Origin of the sequence: Rhizobium sp. OAE497 (genome assembly GCF_040546565.1) — a bacterium.
Lineage (GTDB): Bacteria > Pseudomonadota > Alphaproteobacteria > Rhizobiales > Rhizobiaceae > Rhizobium.
The window spans coordinates 1485587-1502320 of sequence record NZ_JBEPOA010000001.1; the positions used below are offsets into that span (position 1 = coordinate 1485587).

At 58.3% G+C, this 16734-nt stretch carries 22 protein-coding genes; 4 read left to right on the forward strand and 18 right to left on the reverse strand.

Annotated elements, in window-relative coordinates:
- Positions 1-23: 23 nt before the first annotated feature.
- Together ABIE40_RS07590 and ABIE40_RS07595 are read left to right on the forward strand one after the other, a co-directional pair.
- Positions 24-224 carry a hypothetical protein gene (locus tag ABIE40_RS07590; protein ID WP_199628700.1) on the forward strand — a complete coding sequence of 67 codons (201 nt, stop codon included), beginning with the start codon at positions 24-26 and terminating at the stop codon, positions 222-224.
- A complete protein-coding gene (locus ABIE40_RS07595; RefSeq protein ID WP_199628699.1) occupies positions 217-1284 on the forward strand; it encodes a DUF2806 domain-containing protein in 1068 nt (355 codons plus the stop codon). Before ABIE40_RS07590 ends, ABIE40_RS07595 begins: the two co-directional genes overlap by 8 nt.
- Here the strand turns inward: ABIE40_RS07595 and ABIE40_RS07600 are convergent.
- The 18 genes from ABIE40_RS07600 to ABIE40_RS07685 all read right to left on the reverse strand — a co-directional run bounded on the left by ABIE40_RS07600 (position 1281) and on the right by ABIE40_RS07685 (position 13059).
- Positions 1281-1490 (reverse strand): hypothetical protein, encoded by a 210-nt coding sequence (locus tag ABIE40_RS07600; RefSeq protein WP_199628698.1) that lies wholly within the window; start codon positions 1488-1490, stop codon positions 1281-1283. The two genes, ABIE40_RS07595 and ABIE40_RS07600, sit on opposite strands and share 4 nt — an antisense overlap.
- Positions 1487-1927, reverse strand: a complete 441-nt coding sequence (locus ABIE40_RS07605; protein ID WP_199628697.1) for a hypothetical protein — start codon at positions 1925-1927, stop codon at positions 1487-1489. The genes ABIE40_RS07600 and ABIE40_RS07605 overlap by 4 nt, the downstream gene beginning before the upstream one ends.
- A complete protein-coding gene (locus ABIE40_RS07610; RefSeq protein ID WP_199628883.1) occupies positions 1927-3564 on the reverse strand; it encodes a hypothetical protein in 1638 nt (545 codons plus the stop codon). The genes ABIE40_RS07605 and ABIE40_RS07610 overlap by 1 nt, the downstream gene beginning before the upstream one ends.
- 587 nt (positions 3565-4151) lie before the next feature.
- Positions 4152-5174 (reverse strand): IS110 family RNA-guided transposase, encoded by a 1023-nt coding sequence (locus ABIE40_RS07615; protein ID WP_199628696.1) that lies wholly within the window; start codon positions 5172-5174, stop codon positions 4152-4154.
- 184 nt (positions 5175-5358) lie between these two features.
- Entirely contained in the window at positions 5359-5556 is a 198-nt protein-coding gene (locus tag ABIE40_RS07620; RefSeq protein ID WP_199628695.1) for a hypothetical protein, read from the reverse strand.
- Positions 5557-5563: 7 nt separating this feature from the next.
- The gene (locus ABIE40_RS07625) at positions 5564-6061 is read right to left on the reverse strand and encodes an HK97 family phage prohead protease (RefSeq protein WP_199628694.1); all 498 of its coding nucleotides are present in this window, start codon (positions 6059-6061) and stop codon (positions 5564-5566) included.
- A 164-nt stretch (positions 6062-6225) separates the two neighbouring features.
- A complete protein-coding gene (locus ABIE40_RS07630) occupies positions 6226-6777 on the reverse strand; it encodes a hypothetical protein (RefSeq protein WP_199628693.1) in 552 nt (183 codons plus the stop codon).
- Positions 6770-7294: a hypothetical protein gene (locus ABIE40_RS07635; protein WP_199628692.1), complete on the reverse strand. Its 525-nt coding sequence runs from the start codon at positions 7292-7294 to the stop codon at positions 6770-6772. The genes ABIE40_RS07630 and ABIE40_RS07635 overlap by 8 nt, the downstream gene beginning before the upstream one ends.
- On the reverse strand, positions 7291-7602 hold the full coding sequence (locus ABIE40_RS07640; RefSeq protein ID WP_199628691.1) for a hypothetical protein: 312 nt from the start codon (positions 7600-7602) through the stop codon (positions 7291-7293). The genes ABIE40_RS07635 and ABIE40_RS07640 overlap by 4 nt, the downstream gene beginning before the upstream one ends.
- A gap of 299 nt (positions 7603-7901) precedes the next feature.
- Entirely contained in the window at positions 7902-8768 is an 867-nt protein-coding gene (locus tag ABIE40_RS07645; RefSeq protein ID WP_199628690.1) for a hypothetical protein, read from the reverse strand.
- A 491-nt stretch (positions 8769-9259) separates the two neighbouring features.
- On the reverse strand, positions 9260-10009 hold the full coding sequence (locus ABIE40_RS07650; RefSeq protein ID WP_199628689.1) for a hypothetical protein: 750 nt from the start codon (positions 10007-10009) through the stop codon (positions 9260-9262).
- Positions 10006-10497, reverse strand: coding sequence for a Panacea domain-containing protein (locus ABIE40_RS07655; protein WP_199628688.1), 492 nt, complete (start codon positions 10495-10497; stop codon positions 10006-10008). Before ABIE40_RS07655 ends, ABIE40_RS07650 begins: the two co-directional genes overlap by 4 nt.
- Before the next feature lie 78 nt (positions 10498-10575).
- Positions 10576-10743 carry a hypothetical protein gene (locus ABIE40_RS07660; protein WP_199628687.1) on the reverse strand — a complete coding sequence of 56 codons (168 nt, stop codon included), beginning with the start codon at positions 10741-10743 and terminating at the stop codon, positions 10576-10578.
- The gene (locus ABIE40_RS07665) at positions 10740-10934 is read right to left on the reverse strand and encodes a hypothetical protein (RefSeq protein WP_199628686.1); all 195 of its coding nucleotides are present in this window, start codon (positions 10932-10934) and stop codon (positions 10740-10742) included. The genes ABIE40_RS07660 and ABIE40_RS07665 overlap by 4 nt, the downstream gene beginning before the upstream one ends.
- Entirely contained in the window at positions 10931-12133 is a 1203-nt protein-coding gene (locus ABIE40_RS07670) for an LvrA C-terminal domain-related protein (RefSeq protein WP_199628685.1), read from the reverse strand. Before ABIE40_RS07670 ends, ABIE40_RS07665 begins: the two co-directional genes overlap by 4 nt.
- On the reverse strand, positions 12130-12372 hold the full coding sequence (locus tag ABIE40_RS07675; protein WP_199628684.1) for a hypothetical protein: 243 nt from the start codon (positions 12370-12372) through the stop codon (positions 12130-12132). The genes ABIE40_RS07670 and ABIE40_RS07675 overlap by 4 nt, the downstream gene beginning before the upstream one ends.
- 83 nt (positions 12373-12455) lie before the next feature.
- A complete protein-coding gene (locus ABIE40_RS07680; RefSeq protein ID WP_199628683.1) occupies positions 12456-12824 on the reverse strand; it encodes a hypothetical protein in 369 nt (122 codons plus the stop codon).
- A 25-nt stretch (positions 12825-12849) separates the two neighbouring features.
- Positions 12850-13059 (reverse strand): helix-turn-helix domain-containing protein, encoded by a 210-nt coding sequence (locus ABIE40_RS07685; protein ID WP_199628682.1) that lies wholly within the window; start codon positions 13057-13059, stop codon positions 12850-12852.
- 126 nt (positions 13060-13185) lie between these two features.
- Here ABIE40_RS07685 and ABIE40_RS07690 point away from each other — a divergent pair, with 126 nt between their 5' ends.
- On the forward strand, positions 13186-14421 hold the full coding sequence (locus ABIE40_RS07690; RefSeq protein ID WP_199628681.1) for a tyrosine-type recombinase/integrase: 1236 nt from the start codon (positions 13186-13188) through the stop codon (positions 14419-14421).
- A 204-nt stretch (positions 14422-14625) separates the two neighbouring features.
- Positions 14626-16638, forward strand: coding sequence for an acyltransferase family protein (locus tag ABIE40_RS07695; protein ID WP_199628680.1), 2013 nt, complete (start codon positions 14626-14628; stop codon positions 16636-16638).
- The last annotated feature ends 96 nt before the right edge of the window (positions 16639-16734 follow it).

Here is a 16734-nt window from a genome sequence, read left to right on the forward strand (position 1 = left end):
CTCGAATGATCCGGAGCATCAATATGAGCCAAGCAGACGACGATCTACTCATGCGCGAGATCAACAATCAGGCAGATCTCGCCGAAAAAGCATTGCCCGACCACGCTAGTATTTCAACAATAGCTGCTGTTCTAGCGGCCCACTTCGACCACCGGACGGAAGAAGATATAGCGGAGCAGCTGCGGACCGTATGGCGCTCACGAGGATTGTATTGGAATGAGTGATCAACAGCCGTCGGATACCTCCTCCAATCTTCCAGCGGCGCCGGAACCCAATAAATCTAACCTTCCTGCTTGGACAGAGGGTTGGCCGGCAGCAGCAGTCGCGCGGATGAAGAAAGCGAAGGATTTCCTCGTCGGCGAAGGCGGCTACTATTTCGACACCTGGTCGGAGAAGAAGACCACCAACAAAGGCCGGGAAATCATTTCCAATGCGGTGGCGGCCAAAGCCGCAAAGATGATTGCCGAGGAGGATCCGCGCGCTGCAACGCTGTTTGATCAGGGACTGAAGCGCCTTGTTGGCGAGCAGGCCACAGTTGAAGAGATATTCGCGGATGCGATAGTGGACGCTTCGGGCGCCGGCACAGCGGGTATAGGAGACGGCGATATCTCCGACGATTGGCTCAACAAATTTCGGCGGCTCGCTTCCGAGGCGTCATCGGAGCGAATGAAGGCAGGTTTTGCGAAGATACTCTCGGGGGAAATCCAAAAGCCAGGATCGTTTTCTCCGCTCGCGATGCAGGCTTTCAGCGTTCTGAGCCCTGAGGCCGTCGCTGTCCTACAGAAGTTTACAGCCTGTGCGATATCCGGCGGCCCCCTGTTCGGGCCCATGCTTTGCTCGCTTGGAAAGGCTCCTGGAGCTAACGATCTTGATGTTTACGGCCTCAACTACCACGCGCTCACCGTGCTGCAGGAGCACGGCCTTCTGACCCACTCGTTCACGCCCTATCAGACGGTGAATGAACTGATCTTCGCGGCAGGCGCGTTTTGTATTGGAGGGAAGTTCTACTCCGCGACAAAGAATGGTGAACCACTATGGATGATGGGGTTTAAGGACGGCGTCGTGGACCAAGAAGGACTGAAGCAAGCAAGGATGTTGCAATTCACCGGCCCTGCGCTGACTAAGGCGGGCGCAGAACTCTTTGGCATTGTCGAGGTCGAGCAGAACGAGCAATACCTCGCTGAGTTTCAAGTATGGCTGAAAAACGAGTATCAGCTCGATCTGGTTCCAACTCAGACCCGCCAGAGCCCGCCGGCAAACACCGGCGAGCCCACCGATGGCTAAGCCGCGAGAGGCGCCGCCGCCTTATCGAGCCACGCGGCGACATCTTCGCCAGCTTGGCCGAGGTCATCAGCTCGGGTCGCCTTCGCAATGTCACTCAAGAGTTGGGAGCCCTGTTTCCCGGTGAGCACGCCCCTGACGACAAGACTGTGGATGATGGCGTTTGTGGCGTTGAGCGCGACGGCCGCTGCTACTGCTGAATGGTTCATGGCCAAATGACCTCCGGAAGTTCGAGAAGAAAGGCTTCGACGCTCGGCTGCTCGCGTTCCCCGGCCTGCACCTTTGCAAGCTCGGCGTACGCATATTGCCAGACATTGTCGCGCCATGACACGAAGGCTTGCGCCTGTGCCGCCCACGGCTGCACTGTGGAGGCAACGTAGGACGCTAGCGTCACGCCGTCATTGAATTGCTCGGCCTGTGCTGTTTGGTCGACAAGCTCTTGGATTGCACCCTGGTAGTCGCTCAGGCTGGGGGGCAAGGGTGGCGGCGATGTGAAAGAGCCATCAACCTGCCTTATGAAGCCTGCGAAAACGCTGTCTGGCACCGGCACCCACGAGGGGCTGACCTCGCCGTCTTCCATGTCGGGTTCAAACGAAATGACGTCTACGACGTCGTCACTGAGGATTGCGTACTTCGACTTCGTCACTAGATCGTCTCCAGCTTAAGCTGCAGGTAGGTTTCCGCTATGCCCGCAAGGTTTTGCGCGACACCGGCAGGGGCTGCTGAGCTATGGTACGTTTCAATCCGGTAGTTCTTTCCGGCATCAAGCTTGATGCCATCGAACGCCATGACAACAGCGCTTGCGCCAGAACCGTTGATCGACATATAGGCCGAATAGCCGACCGGCGCGGCATCTGTGACGCAATATACTCGGCTCCGCATGGCTGCTTGGTTGTTGGTAGACGCACACCAACCAGAAAGCATGCAGTCTTTAGTGACGGTGAAAGTGTTGCCGGAAATCGAAACAATGCTATCCGGGTCGTAAACTTCCGTGTTCAGGTTTCGTTGCGTCCAAGCTGCTGCCGTAAGTGTCTGCGGTGCCGTTCCCTGAGCTTTCACATCCGCGACCACAGCAATAGAACGATTAGCTTGGATTGCTGCCTTCAGTTGCGCAGGCGTCGGCATGCCGGGCTTCGTACTGGTGCCAGTCGTCCAGTCCGCCGTGGTAAGCGCGCCGCGATACCAGATGACACGCCAAACACCGGAGCCTTCATAGCGCGCCAACATGAAGTCGTTGGCAGCGGTAGTGATGTTGGCGCCGGTTGGCAGAATGATGTTTGCATTGTTCGTCAGCGTGAGAGACGCCGCAAACTGCACCAGCCGCAAGGTCCCCACCTGGATTCCGACTGCGCTCCCGAGAGAGGTGATCGCAGTCGTACCGGTAACGCTGATGAAGAAGCTTGATGCAGAACCGATATCTGCCGTCGCTGCGCTCGCAACCGTAGCGGCAGCCTGCACGAAGACGCCCAGCCTGACCGCCAACCAAGTGAGCTTTTTGAGCGCCCAGCTTGCCGCACTGTCGACAAGACCGAGTTCATCTGCATCAACCGGAACGCTCTTCGCTGTAGCGGCATGAATGGCCGCCGCGATATTGCCCGTCACAACAGAAGCGGCCTGCTCAGCGCTGTCTGCTGCATCCTGGGCAGACTGTGCCGCGGCCTCCATTGAGTCATTTGCCGCGCTAGCCGCAGCCTCCGCTGCCGCAACAACTGCGCTCGAAACCTGATCGCTGACCAGCCGGAACACGGAGCCCGATACGACTCCGAGCAACTGCATACCGGCCACCAGGCCGCCAGCAGAGACGTCGTTACCAGTGTTGGTCTTGACCGTCAGGACAGTGCCGCCATTGAAGGCAACGGTTACCGGCGAGGCCGTGTTGGCCTCGAACACGTTCATGATGACGAGCGCAGAGGTGCTGATTGGCAAAGTGCTCGTGGCTACGATCGCATTCGGAGTGCCGGCACCAGCGTCCACAGCGGTGATAAAGCTGTAGGGCAGATCAGCGATCTTGGCCCACGCCCCCACCCCCGATGCGCCCGACTTCTGATAGATGCCGTTGTAAGCCGCAGTGGAATCATTCACGACCCACGCCATGCTGTTCGCAACATGAGCAAGATCGGCATAAAGGGCGGCGCGCGTCGCGAAGACGGATCCACTGTTGGCGCCGATTGCCGTGATAAACGATTCCAGCCATGTGCCCCACTCGCGGACGTCGGCTTTATTAGGTTGGGTAGGTGAGCCGCCCGGGCCGTCTGCCCAGATGGTGTTTGCCAGTTGTGGCATGTGTTCTCCCATGTGGAAGCGCCCCGGCGAGCCGCCAGGGCGAAGGATTGAACTGTTGAAGGCGATGGTGGCGCTAGGCGCGAAGAGCCCGGCGCTGTGCTCGGTTGAGCAGCGGCCTGCCAGGCACGATCATTTCGCCGACCTTATCTTCCCGCCACGCGCGTGGCCTCGCTCGCCCGGCTGGGCGTTCGTTTTTGTCATTGATTGTGCTTTCTAATTAGCGGCGGCGCTTTCCGCGCGGCCTGGGATCGCCGAATGTTTCTAGACCTGCACCGAACGCGCGCCATGCTGCTCAGTTCAGCGATATCGGGTCGCCCGACGGCGGACTTTTTCCAGTGCCCGCGAGAAGGCTTGGTAATTCGATTGGTGGCCATCCCCTTTCGGAGATGGCCTTGAAACGCAAACGACCTATTGCACGTGGCTGTCACTTGCAGGAGATCATACGGCGCTGCCGGGTGGCACGCCTTTCACTAGAACGCGGACAAAACGGCTAGTAGCTACATAGTGCAATGCACAGTCTTCGATGCGGCCTGTTTCGTCACCACGGGTGGAGCGGCGGCTAGGATCGTTTGCGTCGCATGCTGCGACTAGGTCACCGGCGCGGGGGTATAATCTTTGCTTCCGGTCAGTAGCGCCCAGATGATCCGGGCAAGTTTGTTGGCGGCAGCTACCGCGGCAACCTTCATCGGTTTGTTCGTAGCTAGTCGGGCCAACCAGGGGTCGGCCTCAGGTTTTGCCTTGGCAATACGAACGAGTGTCAAGCCGCCAAGATAAAGAAGCGATCTCAATGTCACATTTCCCCGTTTTGAAATTCGCCCAGGTCGGCTTTTTCCGCCAGAATCATGCGAGCGCGGTGTTAATCCTAGCCAGGACGCAAAATGGCGACTGGATCGGAAGACCGCAATGTCGGGCACATAGGCTTTGATCGCCGAAGCTGTCACAGGGCCAATGCCAGGTATTGCAAGCAGACGACGGACGTCGCCATCAGCCCGCGACAGTCGAGCAACATCGGCTTCAAGGCGCTCGATTCGTACATTCAAGGCTTCTACTTCAGCTAGGACGTCTGCCACCGCCTGCCTTGCGAGCTCCGGAATCTCTGGAATCCTACCGGCACAGACGTCTTCAGTTATCTTTGTTAGCCTGGCCACTCCAGTTCCCGTAATAAAGCCGAACTCGGCGAGGTGGCCCCGCAGCGCTAGGAGTGTGTTTGTTCTCTGCCGGATGAACAGCGCGCGTGTTTTGATGATAACTGTCAGCGCCTGTTGCTCGACCGTTTTCACGGCCACCCGCTGCATCCCGTCCTGGAGCGCAGCAACAGCTATGGCCTGCGCGTCTAGCGCATCGGTTTTATTCCTTTTGACGAAAGGCTTCACATGCTGCGCGGGTATGATCATTATCTCATGGCCAAAGCGAGCGATTTCGCGACCCCAAAAGTGGCACGCCGATCCGGCTTCCATCGCAACGAGGCATGGGTCTAGCCCGGCGAAAAACGGCTTCACCTGCTCGCGCTTAAGCCGGACGTTAAAAGTTTTCTTCCCTGAAGAGTCGATACCATGTGCTTGCAGAACGTTCTTTGCGAGATCCAAGCCAACTACCTTCACCTCATTCATGCGACCCCTCCTTTGCGAGTGTAGAGGAGTCGACGGTTTATCGTAGTTCGCTCATCAAACAAGCCGATGCAACCTCACGATGCACGAAAGTTGCCTGCCGCTTGAGGTGGCACTAGGGTCATCCCCGCCCGCATGCTGGTGTTCCCGTGAGCTGCAGTCGGTCACCCGGCGGCGCTGCCTCCGCTCACCACCCGACCACCCGTTTAATGCCGAATTCCGGCGTCCACACATGGCCGCCATCGTCGTCGACAATCTTGTAGGTGCGGTAGTAGTCTTCCCGCCCGTCGCGGCTCTCGCACACCGACATGAGCACGATCTTGCCGACTTCGCCGCGGCGCGTCTCGACGAGATCGCCCAGCTGGTATTTGAAATGTACGTCCATGATGTTCCTAGGTGGTTGAAATGCCGCGCCGACGCATTGCGGCCTCGGCCTTGCTGGCGGCTGTGGATCGGCCGACAAGCTCGGCGCTCGTCGACTGCCCGTAGGCGCCCCACAAAACGATGCTGATTTCGCCAAGAAACGCTTTGGTGATGGTGCGCTTCGGAATGCGGCCGCTGTCGTTCCACTCTTCCTCGATCGACGAAAAGCCAACTGACACCTCGTTGACCAGGCCGGAGCCGACGCTTGCCAGCGCTTCCTGCCCGAGAGGCGATTTGTCATCGGGCTGGAACGAGTACCAAAGGCCGATGCTGTCGGACCTGATAGTCAGGCTCTTGTTCGAGACGCGAGCCAGCGGGCGGCTCGGGTCGTGCGCCCAGAGGACCACGACGTCCGGATGATCAAGCAGGCTTTGGTTGAACGCGCCGCGGGCGAAGCTCTCCTCGAAGAGGCCGGCGATGACTGCCGGCTGCCCCCATTGAATGGCATAGCCGCTGATTTCAGCCACCTGTGCGCTCCCTCAGATCGCGCTCGCGCTTCGAGATCGCCAGGCGGCGTGCGATAGCCTCTGCTGGCTCAGCACGCTCGACGTGACGCTGTTCGCCTGGCAGCTTAATGGATCGGACGCCCTTGCGTCCCGTGCCCGCTGGCCGGGCCTCATATTCGCGGCGGTTAGACATTCGCATTCCCCCACGCTTCAGAAACAAACCGCGTCGCGCCGTTCTCGGTGCCTGCGAAGAAGGGCGACCGCGCCGGCGGCATGTAGCCGATCTGCACGCCCTCGCGCTCCAAAGCGTCAAGCACTTCCTCGGCTGCGTCGTACGCCGCCTTGGCGGCCTGCAGCGCGTCGACGAACTTGCCGATCCGGCGCGCATATTCGGCCTTCGTGGCCTTGCAGGCAGCGAGGCTGGCGGCGCTCAGACGGTCGTCACGACGGCGGCGGATGATCTCTGCGGCCTGCTCAAGATCACCGGCGCGCTGGCGAAGCTCCCGCAGGCGCCGTGGGCGTTCCAGCAGCGTAAGATCGACGGCCTCGCCGATCAGCTCGGCAACACCCGGGCGAATGGATGGAGCTCGACGAGCACGCATATCCGCTTCAAGCTCGTCAGCCTCGCGGGAGATCTCCGCAAGCTCGTTGGTCAGGGCGGTGTAGCGTTCGGACAGTGTGCCGTATTCGGAATCGGCCTCGCTGAGTGTCGGAACGGCGAATGATGCTTTAGCCATGGGTGGTGGCCTCCTTGATGAAACTGGCGAAGTCGTCGCCGGCGATCCGCGTCGCAACGCGGCTCTTGTTGGTCGGCTGGGTGTTGGCTACCGATCCGGCTGCCTGGAAGCGCTGGACCTTGCCGTCGGCCCAGATCAGCGCGACTTCCGGCCAGCCGTGCACCACTTCGATCGTCAGGCCTTCGAGGCTGTCACCGGTAAGAGACATGCTAGCGAGGACGGCCAGCTGGATCTCCGCATTCCTGGGAATGCAGAGCGGCGCAGAGCGGACGTCGGCGCCGCCTGGCGTAGCCGCTAGAAGCGCGCGTGTCGCAGATGCGACCGCTTCAAGCTTGGCACCGGTGGCAACGCCAGCCAGGAGGGCAACAGCGTCGTCGCGGCTGAATTCCGGCGCTTGGCCCGGTCCGCCCTTCGAAAGGGCTCCAGCGGCCTGCAGCGCCCGCGCTACGCTCGTTACACGGCTGCGCTTGATGCCAAGATGACGCTCAACGATTTCTGCAAGTTCGGGAATGGTCATGCTGCGCTCCATGCGACTTTGTCGCCAGGCTCGGCGAAGACGTCGTAATCAGTCCCAGCCGGCACAAGGATGCGCGGGCTGGCGGCAGCGTTTGGGGTCGGGCCGATACTGACATAGACGTCGGCAGAAGATCGAAACCGGAAGACCGGCTGGCCGAAGACATCGGAAATGGCCGGCGCGACGTTGGTGGTCGCAGCGCCGGATGCCGGTGCTTCGGACCAGATGATTTTACCCAGGATCGGCTGCGACTTATCGCGCCGGTACGATCCGGCGTAGCCGGCTGTGACATGCAACCCATTCAGGGCCATGGTGGTGTCCTTTTCCAGAGTTTGAAACTAGTAGAGCCAAAAAAAGGGCGCCCAGCGGGCGCATGAATTGGGCAGCGAGCAGCGCCCGCAGGCGCGCTCCAGCCGATCGTCCGTCAGACTCGCCATCCAACGAACAATTACCTGTCGCTGGTACATCCGCAGATCGACAGAATTGACGGTGACCGACCGCGCGCGGCCAGCCACCTCAGCCCGGTGCGACGAGCTGAAACGAAAAAGGGCGACATCGCTGCCGCCCTTCTCTTCAACTATACCCTTCGGGGTTGGGAAATGGGGTACCCCTACGCGGCAGCGGGAAAAATCATGTCCGGATGAACCCGCGATTGGTAGTACCCAGAGGGCACTGGCATGCCAGGCTGCCACCAGGACGAAGCGTACGTCGCTTCCTCCCGCTTCCTCGCCGTTCGAAGCTTCCGCTGCCAGAACCGATCGACAATGGTGAAGCCATCGAAGATCCGCGCGCGGGCCTCGCCTTTGCCGCCTTTGCTGCCGGCACCCAATCGCTTCCCAATCTCATCCAGGGTGAGGCTGTTCACGACCGACCACTCGAAAGCGTCAAGGATCTTGGGAACGAATGCTAGCTGAGCGCGAAGGATAGCAAGCTCTCGCTTCGCATCTATCGCGGAAAGGATCGGCCAGTCGCCCGTCCATTTCTTCGGTACAGCCGCGGCGCGCTTCTTCGAGTCTGACGTGAGCAAGCTCGCCCGCCTGGGCGGGGTGTCGACGACGGCCTTCTTTCCGGTCACCACCTTGGTGCCTTTCGACTTTCCTTCCCCATCCTCGTTCTGAACGAGATACAGATTATCGGTCTCTCGGCCGATCAGCTGTGTCGGGCGGGTGGAGGCGTCATGCAGGTCGCGGTATCGTTCCGCGAGGGCGAGACAATGGTCATTGCCCTCTGTCCTCAGCAGCTTCTCAAGCGGCCAATCTTTATTATCGTTATCCGCCTGACCGCTATACGGATGGGACGAGTACCAGGCCACGCCAGCGCGGATGCGGTGATCCGGTGACGGGCCGTCGTTCGGAAGCGTGACTTTGACGCCGCCGCCCTTGATGAGGGTCCGGGCGGGCGCCCATTCAAGGTCTTGGTCGATTAGATCTGGAAGAGAGTGGCGCCGGTCAAAAACCGGTACTTCGATATCTTTCAAGGTCGCACCCTATGAAGGAGTCTTGTTCTGGCCGGTGGCCGGCTCTTAGTTGGTGAGGTCGGACGCGTTGGTCCTAAATCTATAGTATTTGGCGCAGCTTCATCGTCAGCCACACAGCTCACGTTGATGTAAACAATGTCTGTTGCCAACTGCCTGCCGGCTCAAACGTTAAGTTTGGTCACCGACGAACCGTCAAGAGGGATTGGAAACAAAATGACGGCAGCCAGCAGCTTCTTCGGGGAAAAAACGTAATGATTTCTCGCGCGCGCTTGCGCACGCGGGAGGCGCATTGCGACCCCCTCAACATTTGAATCGGAAAAATGCGGACAAATGGCCATCGCCGTTTCCCGATTTCGGAGCAATCCAGAGACATCGATGCCCCCGGTCGGGAGGCAATTTCCTGTATTAGCACTAACGCTATGGGACCGCGCCGATCCTCAAAGTTGCGGCGGCAAGGATCTGGGGTGCCCCCTACCTGGGGCTGTCGAACTTTAACCGCTGTCCGCCTCGTATTGCATCAGGCCGAGCTCGATTACGTCTCGGAGGTTGAAATCACTATTGGCCTCTTGCAGTTTTTGAAACCTGATGTAGTGGTCCTCCGCTACATGGCAGATCATCAGGCCATTTGTTTGCCGATAGATTTGCTTTTGCAGGTGCCGCGACAGCCCGGTCTTCATTGAGCAATCGGTTGCCGCACACTGCGAAACGTATTCATCGGCCGCAATGGATACGGAAGCGTAAAGGCAAGCGCCTGCCTTGGTCGGACGGATTTCGTAGTCGTTGTAACTCGACGGCTGAATGTTGTGGTTGGGATCAAGTAAAACGACCTGAAAAACGCCAACCTCATCGAAGAACCCCACAACGCGCCCAAGCGCCCTCGATACGTGGAATTGGTATATAGGGTAGTCATCTGGGTTATCCCGGTAGACCTCGGGAACCCAATCAAAATCCTTCCTCCGCAGAGGAACATTCTTTCCCTGCCAATTTATCGCGTGAAAACGAACGCTTGCCTGCAGGACGGTATCCCGAAAAAAGTCCTCAAGGGTCATCGCGCAAAGCGAACTAATCCGCTCGAACAAGGATACAAACCAACCGGCCTCTTCTCCTCCAATCCCGAAATTGTCGACCTGCCGCCAATAGCGCATTGAGAACGCCCAATGGGCAGTTTCGGAGACGCGTCCAGGGTCCGGCCTCTCCGCTTTCTGCGGTATAATTTCCGGATCAAGTACAGGCTTCATCATGCGCCGGCTGCAGCGTTCCCTGTGTTTAATCGCTGTGCATAGAAGCTGCGCATTGTTTCTTCAGATATGGGAGTTTCACTCCGAGCTGAGGCCGGAACATTCACGCGTGCTGCTAGCCAAGGAGTTTCGCGATGCGTCATTTCCTCAAGCTGATCGCCAGTAAAGACCGCATACACTTCAAGAACCGCATCTATATGCGCACGCTCAGCATCATTCAAACGCGTCGGTGTGAAAAGCGGGCTTACATCTGTTATGTCGACCGTAGAGTACATCGACTTAGTATCTCGATATCGATCATAAAGTTCGCGACTCACCGGGCCGTGCACCCACGCCTGGAAGCGTCCATCAAAAAGGCGGCCGCGACCGAACGCAAGATGCCACGCCTGAACGTAGTACATAAGCTTGTGAAGCTTGAGTACGTTCAAGAAAACGCCGCCCTCGCGGAGTTTAACAACGATGTAGTCCGATACGTCGAAAATAGCTGCCATTATTCTAGTCTTCCTAGAGGAGATTCGATCTTCTCCTCTTCCGGTAAATACCACGTGTACAAGAGGGGAACAATGCTGTTAGCGATTTGTTCCGACATCGCCAGAGGCGTCGACAGCCTTAGCGTTATCATTCGCCGCCAGCTTCGCATAATCCGGCTTCGGCCGCCCTGTCAGCACGGTGAATTCGCGCCAAGATAGGCGCCGGCCTCGCAGCGGGCGATCGGGGTTGATGTCGGTGTTGGTCAAACAGCACTCCTGTTCGGGCGATTGTCGTTTGCGGCTTCAATCGGCCGCTTTCCGTTCGATTGAGCCAGCCGCCGCAGCTGGCCGACCAGTTCGCTCTTGTCCTCATGGAAGCGGTTCGGATCTCGGTGGCTGGGCGCCAACCGGGTGAGCCGGTCGGCGATCTCGTGGAGCTGGGTGGCGAGGCTGGTCATACTGCCATCCTCCAGGGCTGGACGCTTCTCGCCGGGCGCGGCGGCTTTTCAGGTAGAGGCTCGTAGCTTACCTCGACGTCGGCGCTGGACCGGAACAACGGTTCGAAGCGGTGGTTGCTATCTGCGTCCACCACCAGCACGGCCGGCCTTCCAATTGAGTGGTCTTCGTCGCCCGGCCGCATGATCTTAATGCCAACCGCCGCCATCAGCTGACGGAAGGTGTCGACGTCATATTTCTGCGTGATGGTCTCAACGTCATCGTCTGGCTCGCAATCCCTGAAGCGTAGCTGTGCCTCATAGGCATAGTCACCGTTCCGTAGCGGCGTGACACGCTCGATCACCACATGCCTATAGACATCATTCGCGGGTGCCGGCGCCTCGGCTTTTAGCGGGGCATTCGCCTTCGCCTTCGAGATCGCAGCGCCCTTCGCGTCGAGATGGACCAGGGGCAGATCTTCGCGCCAACGCTCGCCGCGCAGCCAGTTGGCGGGCTCCGGTATCCATTTGCGGTCGGTGCCGTTCTTGGCATAGTGCTCGGCCCAGGTGGTTGCCGCCTCAATGATCATATCAACGTCATGCTCGATCTTCGCCCACTCTGCACGGGCCTTCTTCAAGCCATGCTTTCGCGGCCATGCTTTCCAGAACTCTTCGAATCCATCTCCCGATGGCGGAACCGCCGCGGTGGCCTTCAGGCCATCCGGGGGCGGGGGCGAAGCCGCGTCATCGAACCTACTATCACCTACATGTAAGCTCGCCTGTAGGCGGCTTTCAGTAGGTGGGGACTCCGTGAATGCGTCTTCACCACTGCGGGGGTCTAGTGGTGAACCGGGCTTCACTACTGTGGTGAAGGCGTCTTCACCACTAGCGTTTTCACCCTTAGTGGTGCAGCGGTCTTCACCTCTAGCGAAATGAAGGCCATATTTTGTGCCCGCGGTTCCGGAGCCCAGTTCGATGACAAACACATATCCTGCATCGATGAGGCGCCGGGTGGAATCGATGGTCGCACGGCGGGAAAGGCCCGACATGGAGGCAAGCAAGGCGTGGCCAGCCTTTGCCGGGGCGTCTTTATCGTACTTGCTGCCGTAGCGGTCGCAGATGGCAATCAGCACGGAAATGTCGCCCATACTCAGATTGGCCCGGTCTTTCCCCGCGGCCCTAACAAGCTTCCATTTTTCGAGAAATCGGCTGTCGTCTTTCACGCTGCCACCTCATACGCATCGAGCGCAAGGTCGGTCAGGCGGGTGGACAGGGCCTCCGAGAACGTTGCCACCTTCCGCGAGCCAGCTGCCTGGGGGGCGTAGATGAAATGGCGGCCGTCGGCCTTCCTCATGAGCCGCAAGCCGTAAATGCGGATATGCTCATTCAGCTCGAAGTCGACAGCGGCGATGCATTCGCTGCCGCGTGGATCACTGATCTTCCGGCAATATAGAACTTTCATGGGGTCTCCCGTTTTGGGCGCAGAAGCGCGGCCCGCCGACGGATGCCGGCAGGCTGGTTGTCACTGACTGGTGATTTGGGGCGTTACGTAACGCGCTCGGCTATCGTCTTGGCATGCTTCCGCCAGGACATTTCCCGCACGGGCACGCCAACGTTGCCGCATTCGTAATGATCATTGATGCGGCCGTAGGCCTGTTCCATGACCATAAGCATGATGTCGGCGAACCCGATTTCTTCGCTTAGGAACGCCTCGATTGCCTCGCGGGCCCTTTCGCCGGCCCTGGCGAAGTATTGCTCGGCAACGCTGTAATATGCGTTACGTAACATCTCATCGGCTTCCGCCAATCCGCTTTCGCGAGTGCCGGAACCGTTACGTAACTCCGGCGCGTTACGTAACTTGTCTTTGATCCTCTCACGATGCCGGGCTTGCCGCTCCGCATTGGTCAACGGCATGTCGCAAACCCCGTTACGTAACGCGTCACGCTGCCGCCCTCGCTTCAGCTTCATCCATCCATCGGGATAGAGAAGAGCGGCGCGCGGCGACTGTGCCGCCCAGCTTTAGGAAGGGAATGATGCGGTCGGTGGTGAGGCGGTAGGCTTGCCTCTGAGTGACACCGAGGAATTCAGCTATGGCCTTTGCTCCGACGAGCAGATCGCCCTCAATGATGTTGTCGTTACCGGCGTTCATTTTTCTCCTTCCTAAGATGATGACGGCAGGACGGTGGTGTAAACATTGCGGTTTGACAAGATTTACCTCTTGTACAATTCCGTGCGCCATGATTTCATGCGCCATCTAAATCAGGAGGTCATTAGTTTGGCAACAATCACGAAACGGCGGTGGTCGAACAAAAGCGGTGAGCACGAAGCCTGGGTGCTCGCCTGGACCGACGCGACCGGCAAGCGGCATAAACGGCAGTTTGACAAGAAACGGGACGCCGAGGCTCACCGAACTGAAGTCACGCACCAGGTCGCCGTCGGGACATTCCGCGCTGATGCATCGAGCACTACCGTTGATGACGCCGTTACCAGCTACCTCAAGCTTCTTACCGAGCGCCGCGACCGGGGCGAGCACGTCACTGAGCATTACCTGCGCACCGTGGAAGGCCAGTTGCGCAACTACGTGGCGCCGACTGAAGAACATCGTGCCAAGCAGCCCGAGAAGACGCGCATCATCTTCGATGGCCACATTGGACCGGTGAAGCTCTCCCAATGCACCGCGAAGGTCGTCAGCGACTTCCGCGACCGCCTCCGCACGGCAGGTGTAGGCGTTGTGACCACCCGGCGCATATTGGGCAGCCTCTCGCGGGCGCTGCAGAATGCGGTTGAAGCCGACCTGATGGCGGTAAATCCAGCCGCAAACATTCGCGTCACCGGCAAGCGCGGTGAAGGGTCTAAGAAGGTGGTGCCGCCGTCTAAGCTTGATCTCGCTCGCACGCTGGCCGAAGCCAAGGGCGGCTTGGCGGTTCGCATGCGCCTGTCAGCCTCAGCCGGGGTGCGAGCCTCAGAGCTTTACTTCCTCCGGTGGAAGCACGTTTCATTCAACACAGGCGAGCTCACGGTCGACGGCCGCGTCGACGCCTATAAGAATGCGGACACCACCAAATCGGTGGCTGGCATTCGCACCGTCCCGCTTTCCTCTGCCATGCTCAATGATCTTCGAGCTTGGCGAGCAGCCGCCAAGAACAAGGAGGCGGATGACCTGATCTTCCCGAATTCCCGCGGCGGGTTCATGGATCACAAGAACATCCTCACCCGTGAATATCGGCCGCTGATCAAGGCTGTGTCCGCGAAGGCTAAAGAGGAAGGCAAGCTATATAAGGCGTTCAACTGGCACGCCTTGCGCCACTTCGCCATTTCCACCTGGATCGAAGCGGGCTTGCAGCCGAAGACCGTGCAAACCTTCGCCGGTCATTCCTCTCTTGCAGTGACCATGAGCCGCTACGGCCACCTTTTCCCGAGCGATTCACACCGCAATGTCATGGACCAAATCTCATCGTCCATTTTTGGCGATGGCGCACAGATGGCGCATGATGAGCAAGATGCTGTATAATGCAAGGCTTTCGAACCTGATTTGTAATCAGGGGGTCGCGGGTTCGAACCCTGCCGGGGGCACCATTCTTCCCATATCTGGTCGTTTATGAAGACGCGTTCTCAGGCGGTGGCGAAGGCTGGTGGATGCCTAGCTGCGACTGCCGATCCGCATTTGATAGCGGAAGTAATCATCTCGCCTATTGCCGCGGACGGAGCATATTTCATGAAATATCGAGCTGAGATTGACGGACTGCGAGCGATCGCGGTTGTTCCAGTTATTCTCTACCACGCGGGAATGGCAAATATTCGGGGCGGGTTTGCTGGCGTCGATGTCTTCTTCGTGATCAGCGGCTTCTTAATTACTTCCATCATTATGGACGAGGTCAGCAAAGGCAGTTTCACATTTCTTTCTTTCTATGAGCGTCGAGCAAGACGCATTGCACCTGCTCTGTTGGTTGTGTGTGCCGCCTGCCTGCCGTTTGCCTGGCTGTGGATGCTCCCAAAGGAACTCAATGACTTCGGGAAGAGCCTCTATCATGTTTGCCTGTCGATCTCGAATTTTCTCTTCTGGCAAGAGACGCGTTACTTCGGCGGCGCAGGCGATCTGAAACCGCTTTTGCATACGTGGTCGCTCGCAGTTGAAGAGCAATTCTATCTTCTCTTTCCTGTCCTTTTGGTTCTTAGTCGCGGTGCTTGGAGCAAGGCGCTGCGCTGGGTTGTTTTCCTCTCGGTGGTTAGCTTCCTGCTGACCCAAATTATACCGCGCTTCAGTGCGTCGATGAATTTCTATCTCTTGCCAAGTCGTTTCTGGGAATTGGGAGCCGGTGCCGCCGTTGCCCTGGTCGTCAATGATGGTAGGGCCATACAACATCGATATGCCGGCGTTATTGCCACGCTCGGGCTCATAGCCATTTGCTTCTCTTACTTTATGGTTTCCGAGACGGCGATTTATCCGGGTTTGCAAACGCTTCCGGTCGTATGCGGCACAGTTGCCGTGATCGCCTTTGCTTCACAACGGAATTTTGCGGGCCGCCTCCTCGGTAGCCCGCCTCTCGTCGTCATCGGTTTGGGCAGCTACAGCCTTTATTTATGGCATCAGCCGATTTTTGCTTTCGCCCGGATCCGTTCTTTTGGAAACCTTTCGTCGTGGGATTATGCCGGCCTGATTGGCCTTTGCGGCGCCCTTGCGTTCGTTACATACAGATATGTGGAGCAGCCATTCCGTCGACGCTCTTTCCTATCACGCCGAACTGCATTCGCTGCCTTTGGGGCAGTGGGCACTGCTTTTATCTCCGTGGGTTTGATCGCCGACAAGACTGAGGGCTTGGAATCTCATTTCGAGCAAATCACCCAGGCGAATGCCGAGAGTTTTGGCCTGGATCATGATTGCAACGGCCGAATATTGGCCAAGTGCCAGACGGCTGAAGCGCCAGACATTGCTGTCTGGGGCGATTCTTACGCCATGCATCTGGTTGACGGCATCATGGCGTCTAATCCCCAGGCTAAGCTCGTCCAATTCAATATGAGCAATTGTGGGCCCTTTATCGATTTGACTCCGGTTCCGGCAAATGCCGCCACGACCTGGCCCGAGACATGCCTCGATCACAATGATAAGGTATTCCAGTATTTCAAGCGTCACCCATCGGTAAAGACGGTGGTCGTTTCGTCGCCGTTCTATCCCTATATTCGGCGTGATCACGTCTTTTTGCGGGGAAGCGGCCTTGTGCAGCCAAGCCTAGGGCTGGCAGTTTCCGAATTCAAGAAGACGTTGGACCTGCTGTCTTCCATGGGGATTAAACCCGTCGTTTTCGCGCCTCCGCCCCAGGACGGCGTCAGTAACATGGGCCTGTGCATCGCGCGCGCGCGAAAATGGGGTATCCCGAACAATGCCTGTAGCCTGAGCGCAGCCAAATCTGCGGATTTCAATCGTGACACCGTTGCGTTTCTCAAGCAGGTGTCCGCTACATATATCCGGTATTGGATTTCACGCATTATTTATGCGGGGATAGGCCTGCCTGCACCATTGAGGAGAACGGTACATCGATCTATCAAGATACAGGGCACTTCTCTCGCGCTGGATCAACCTATCTTGGAAAGAAGCTCGATTTCTACGATGCAATTGAAAGAGCTGCTGGAGCTCATTGCAGCGGGGCTGAGGTCGATGGTGAGCGAAGGGAGCAAGGCGTTTGCGCGCTTACCCCGGCGAGCGCCAGTTAGAAAATGCGGTGCTTCCTGAAAACTAACTTCGCACTCCCGACAGGTTGCCTGGCGCTGGCGGTTAGCATCGCCGCGCAAAACACCTTGTCGCACAAGCCCTTTATCCTTTAGCTAG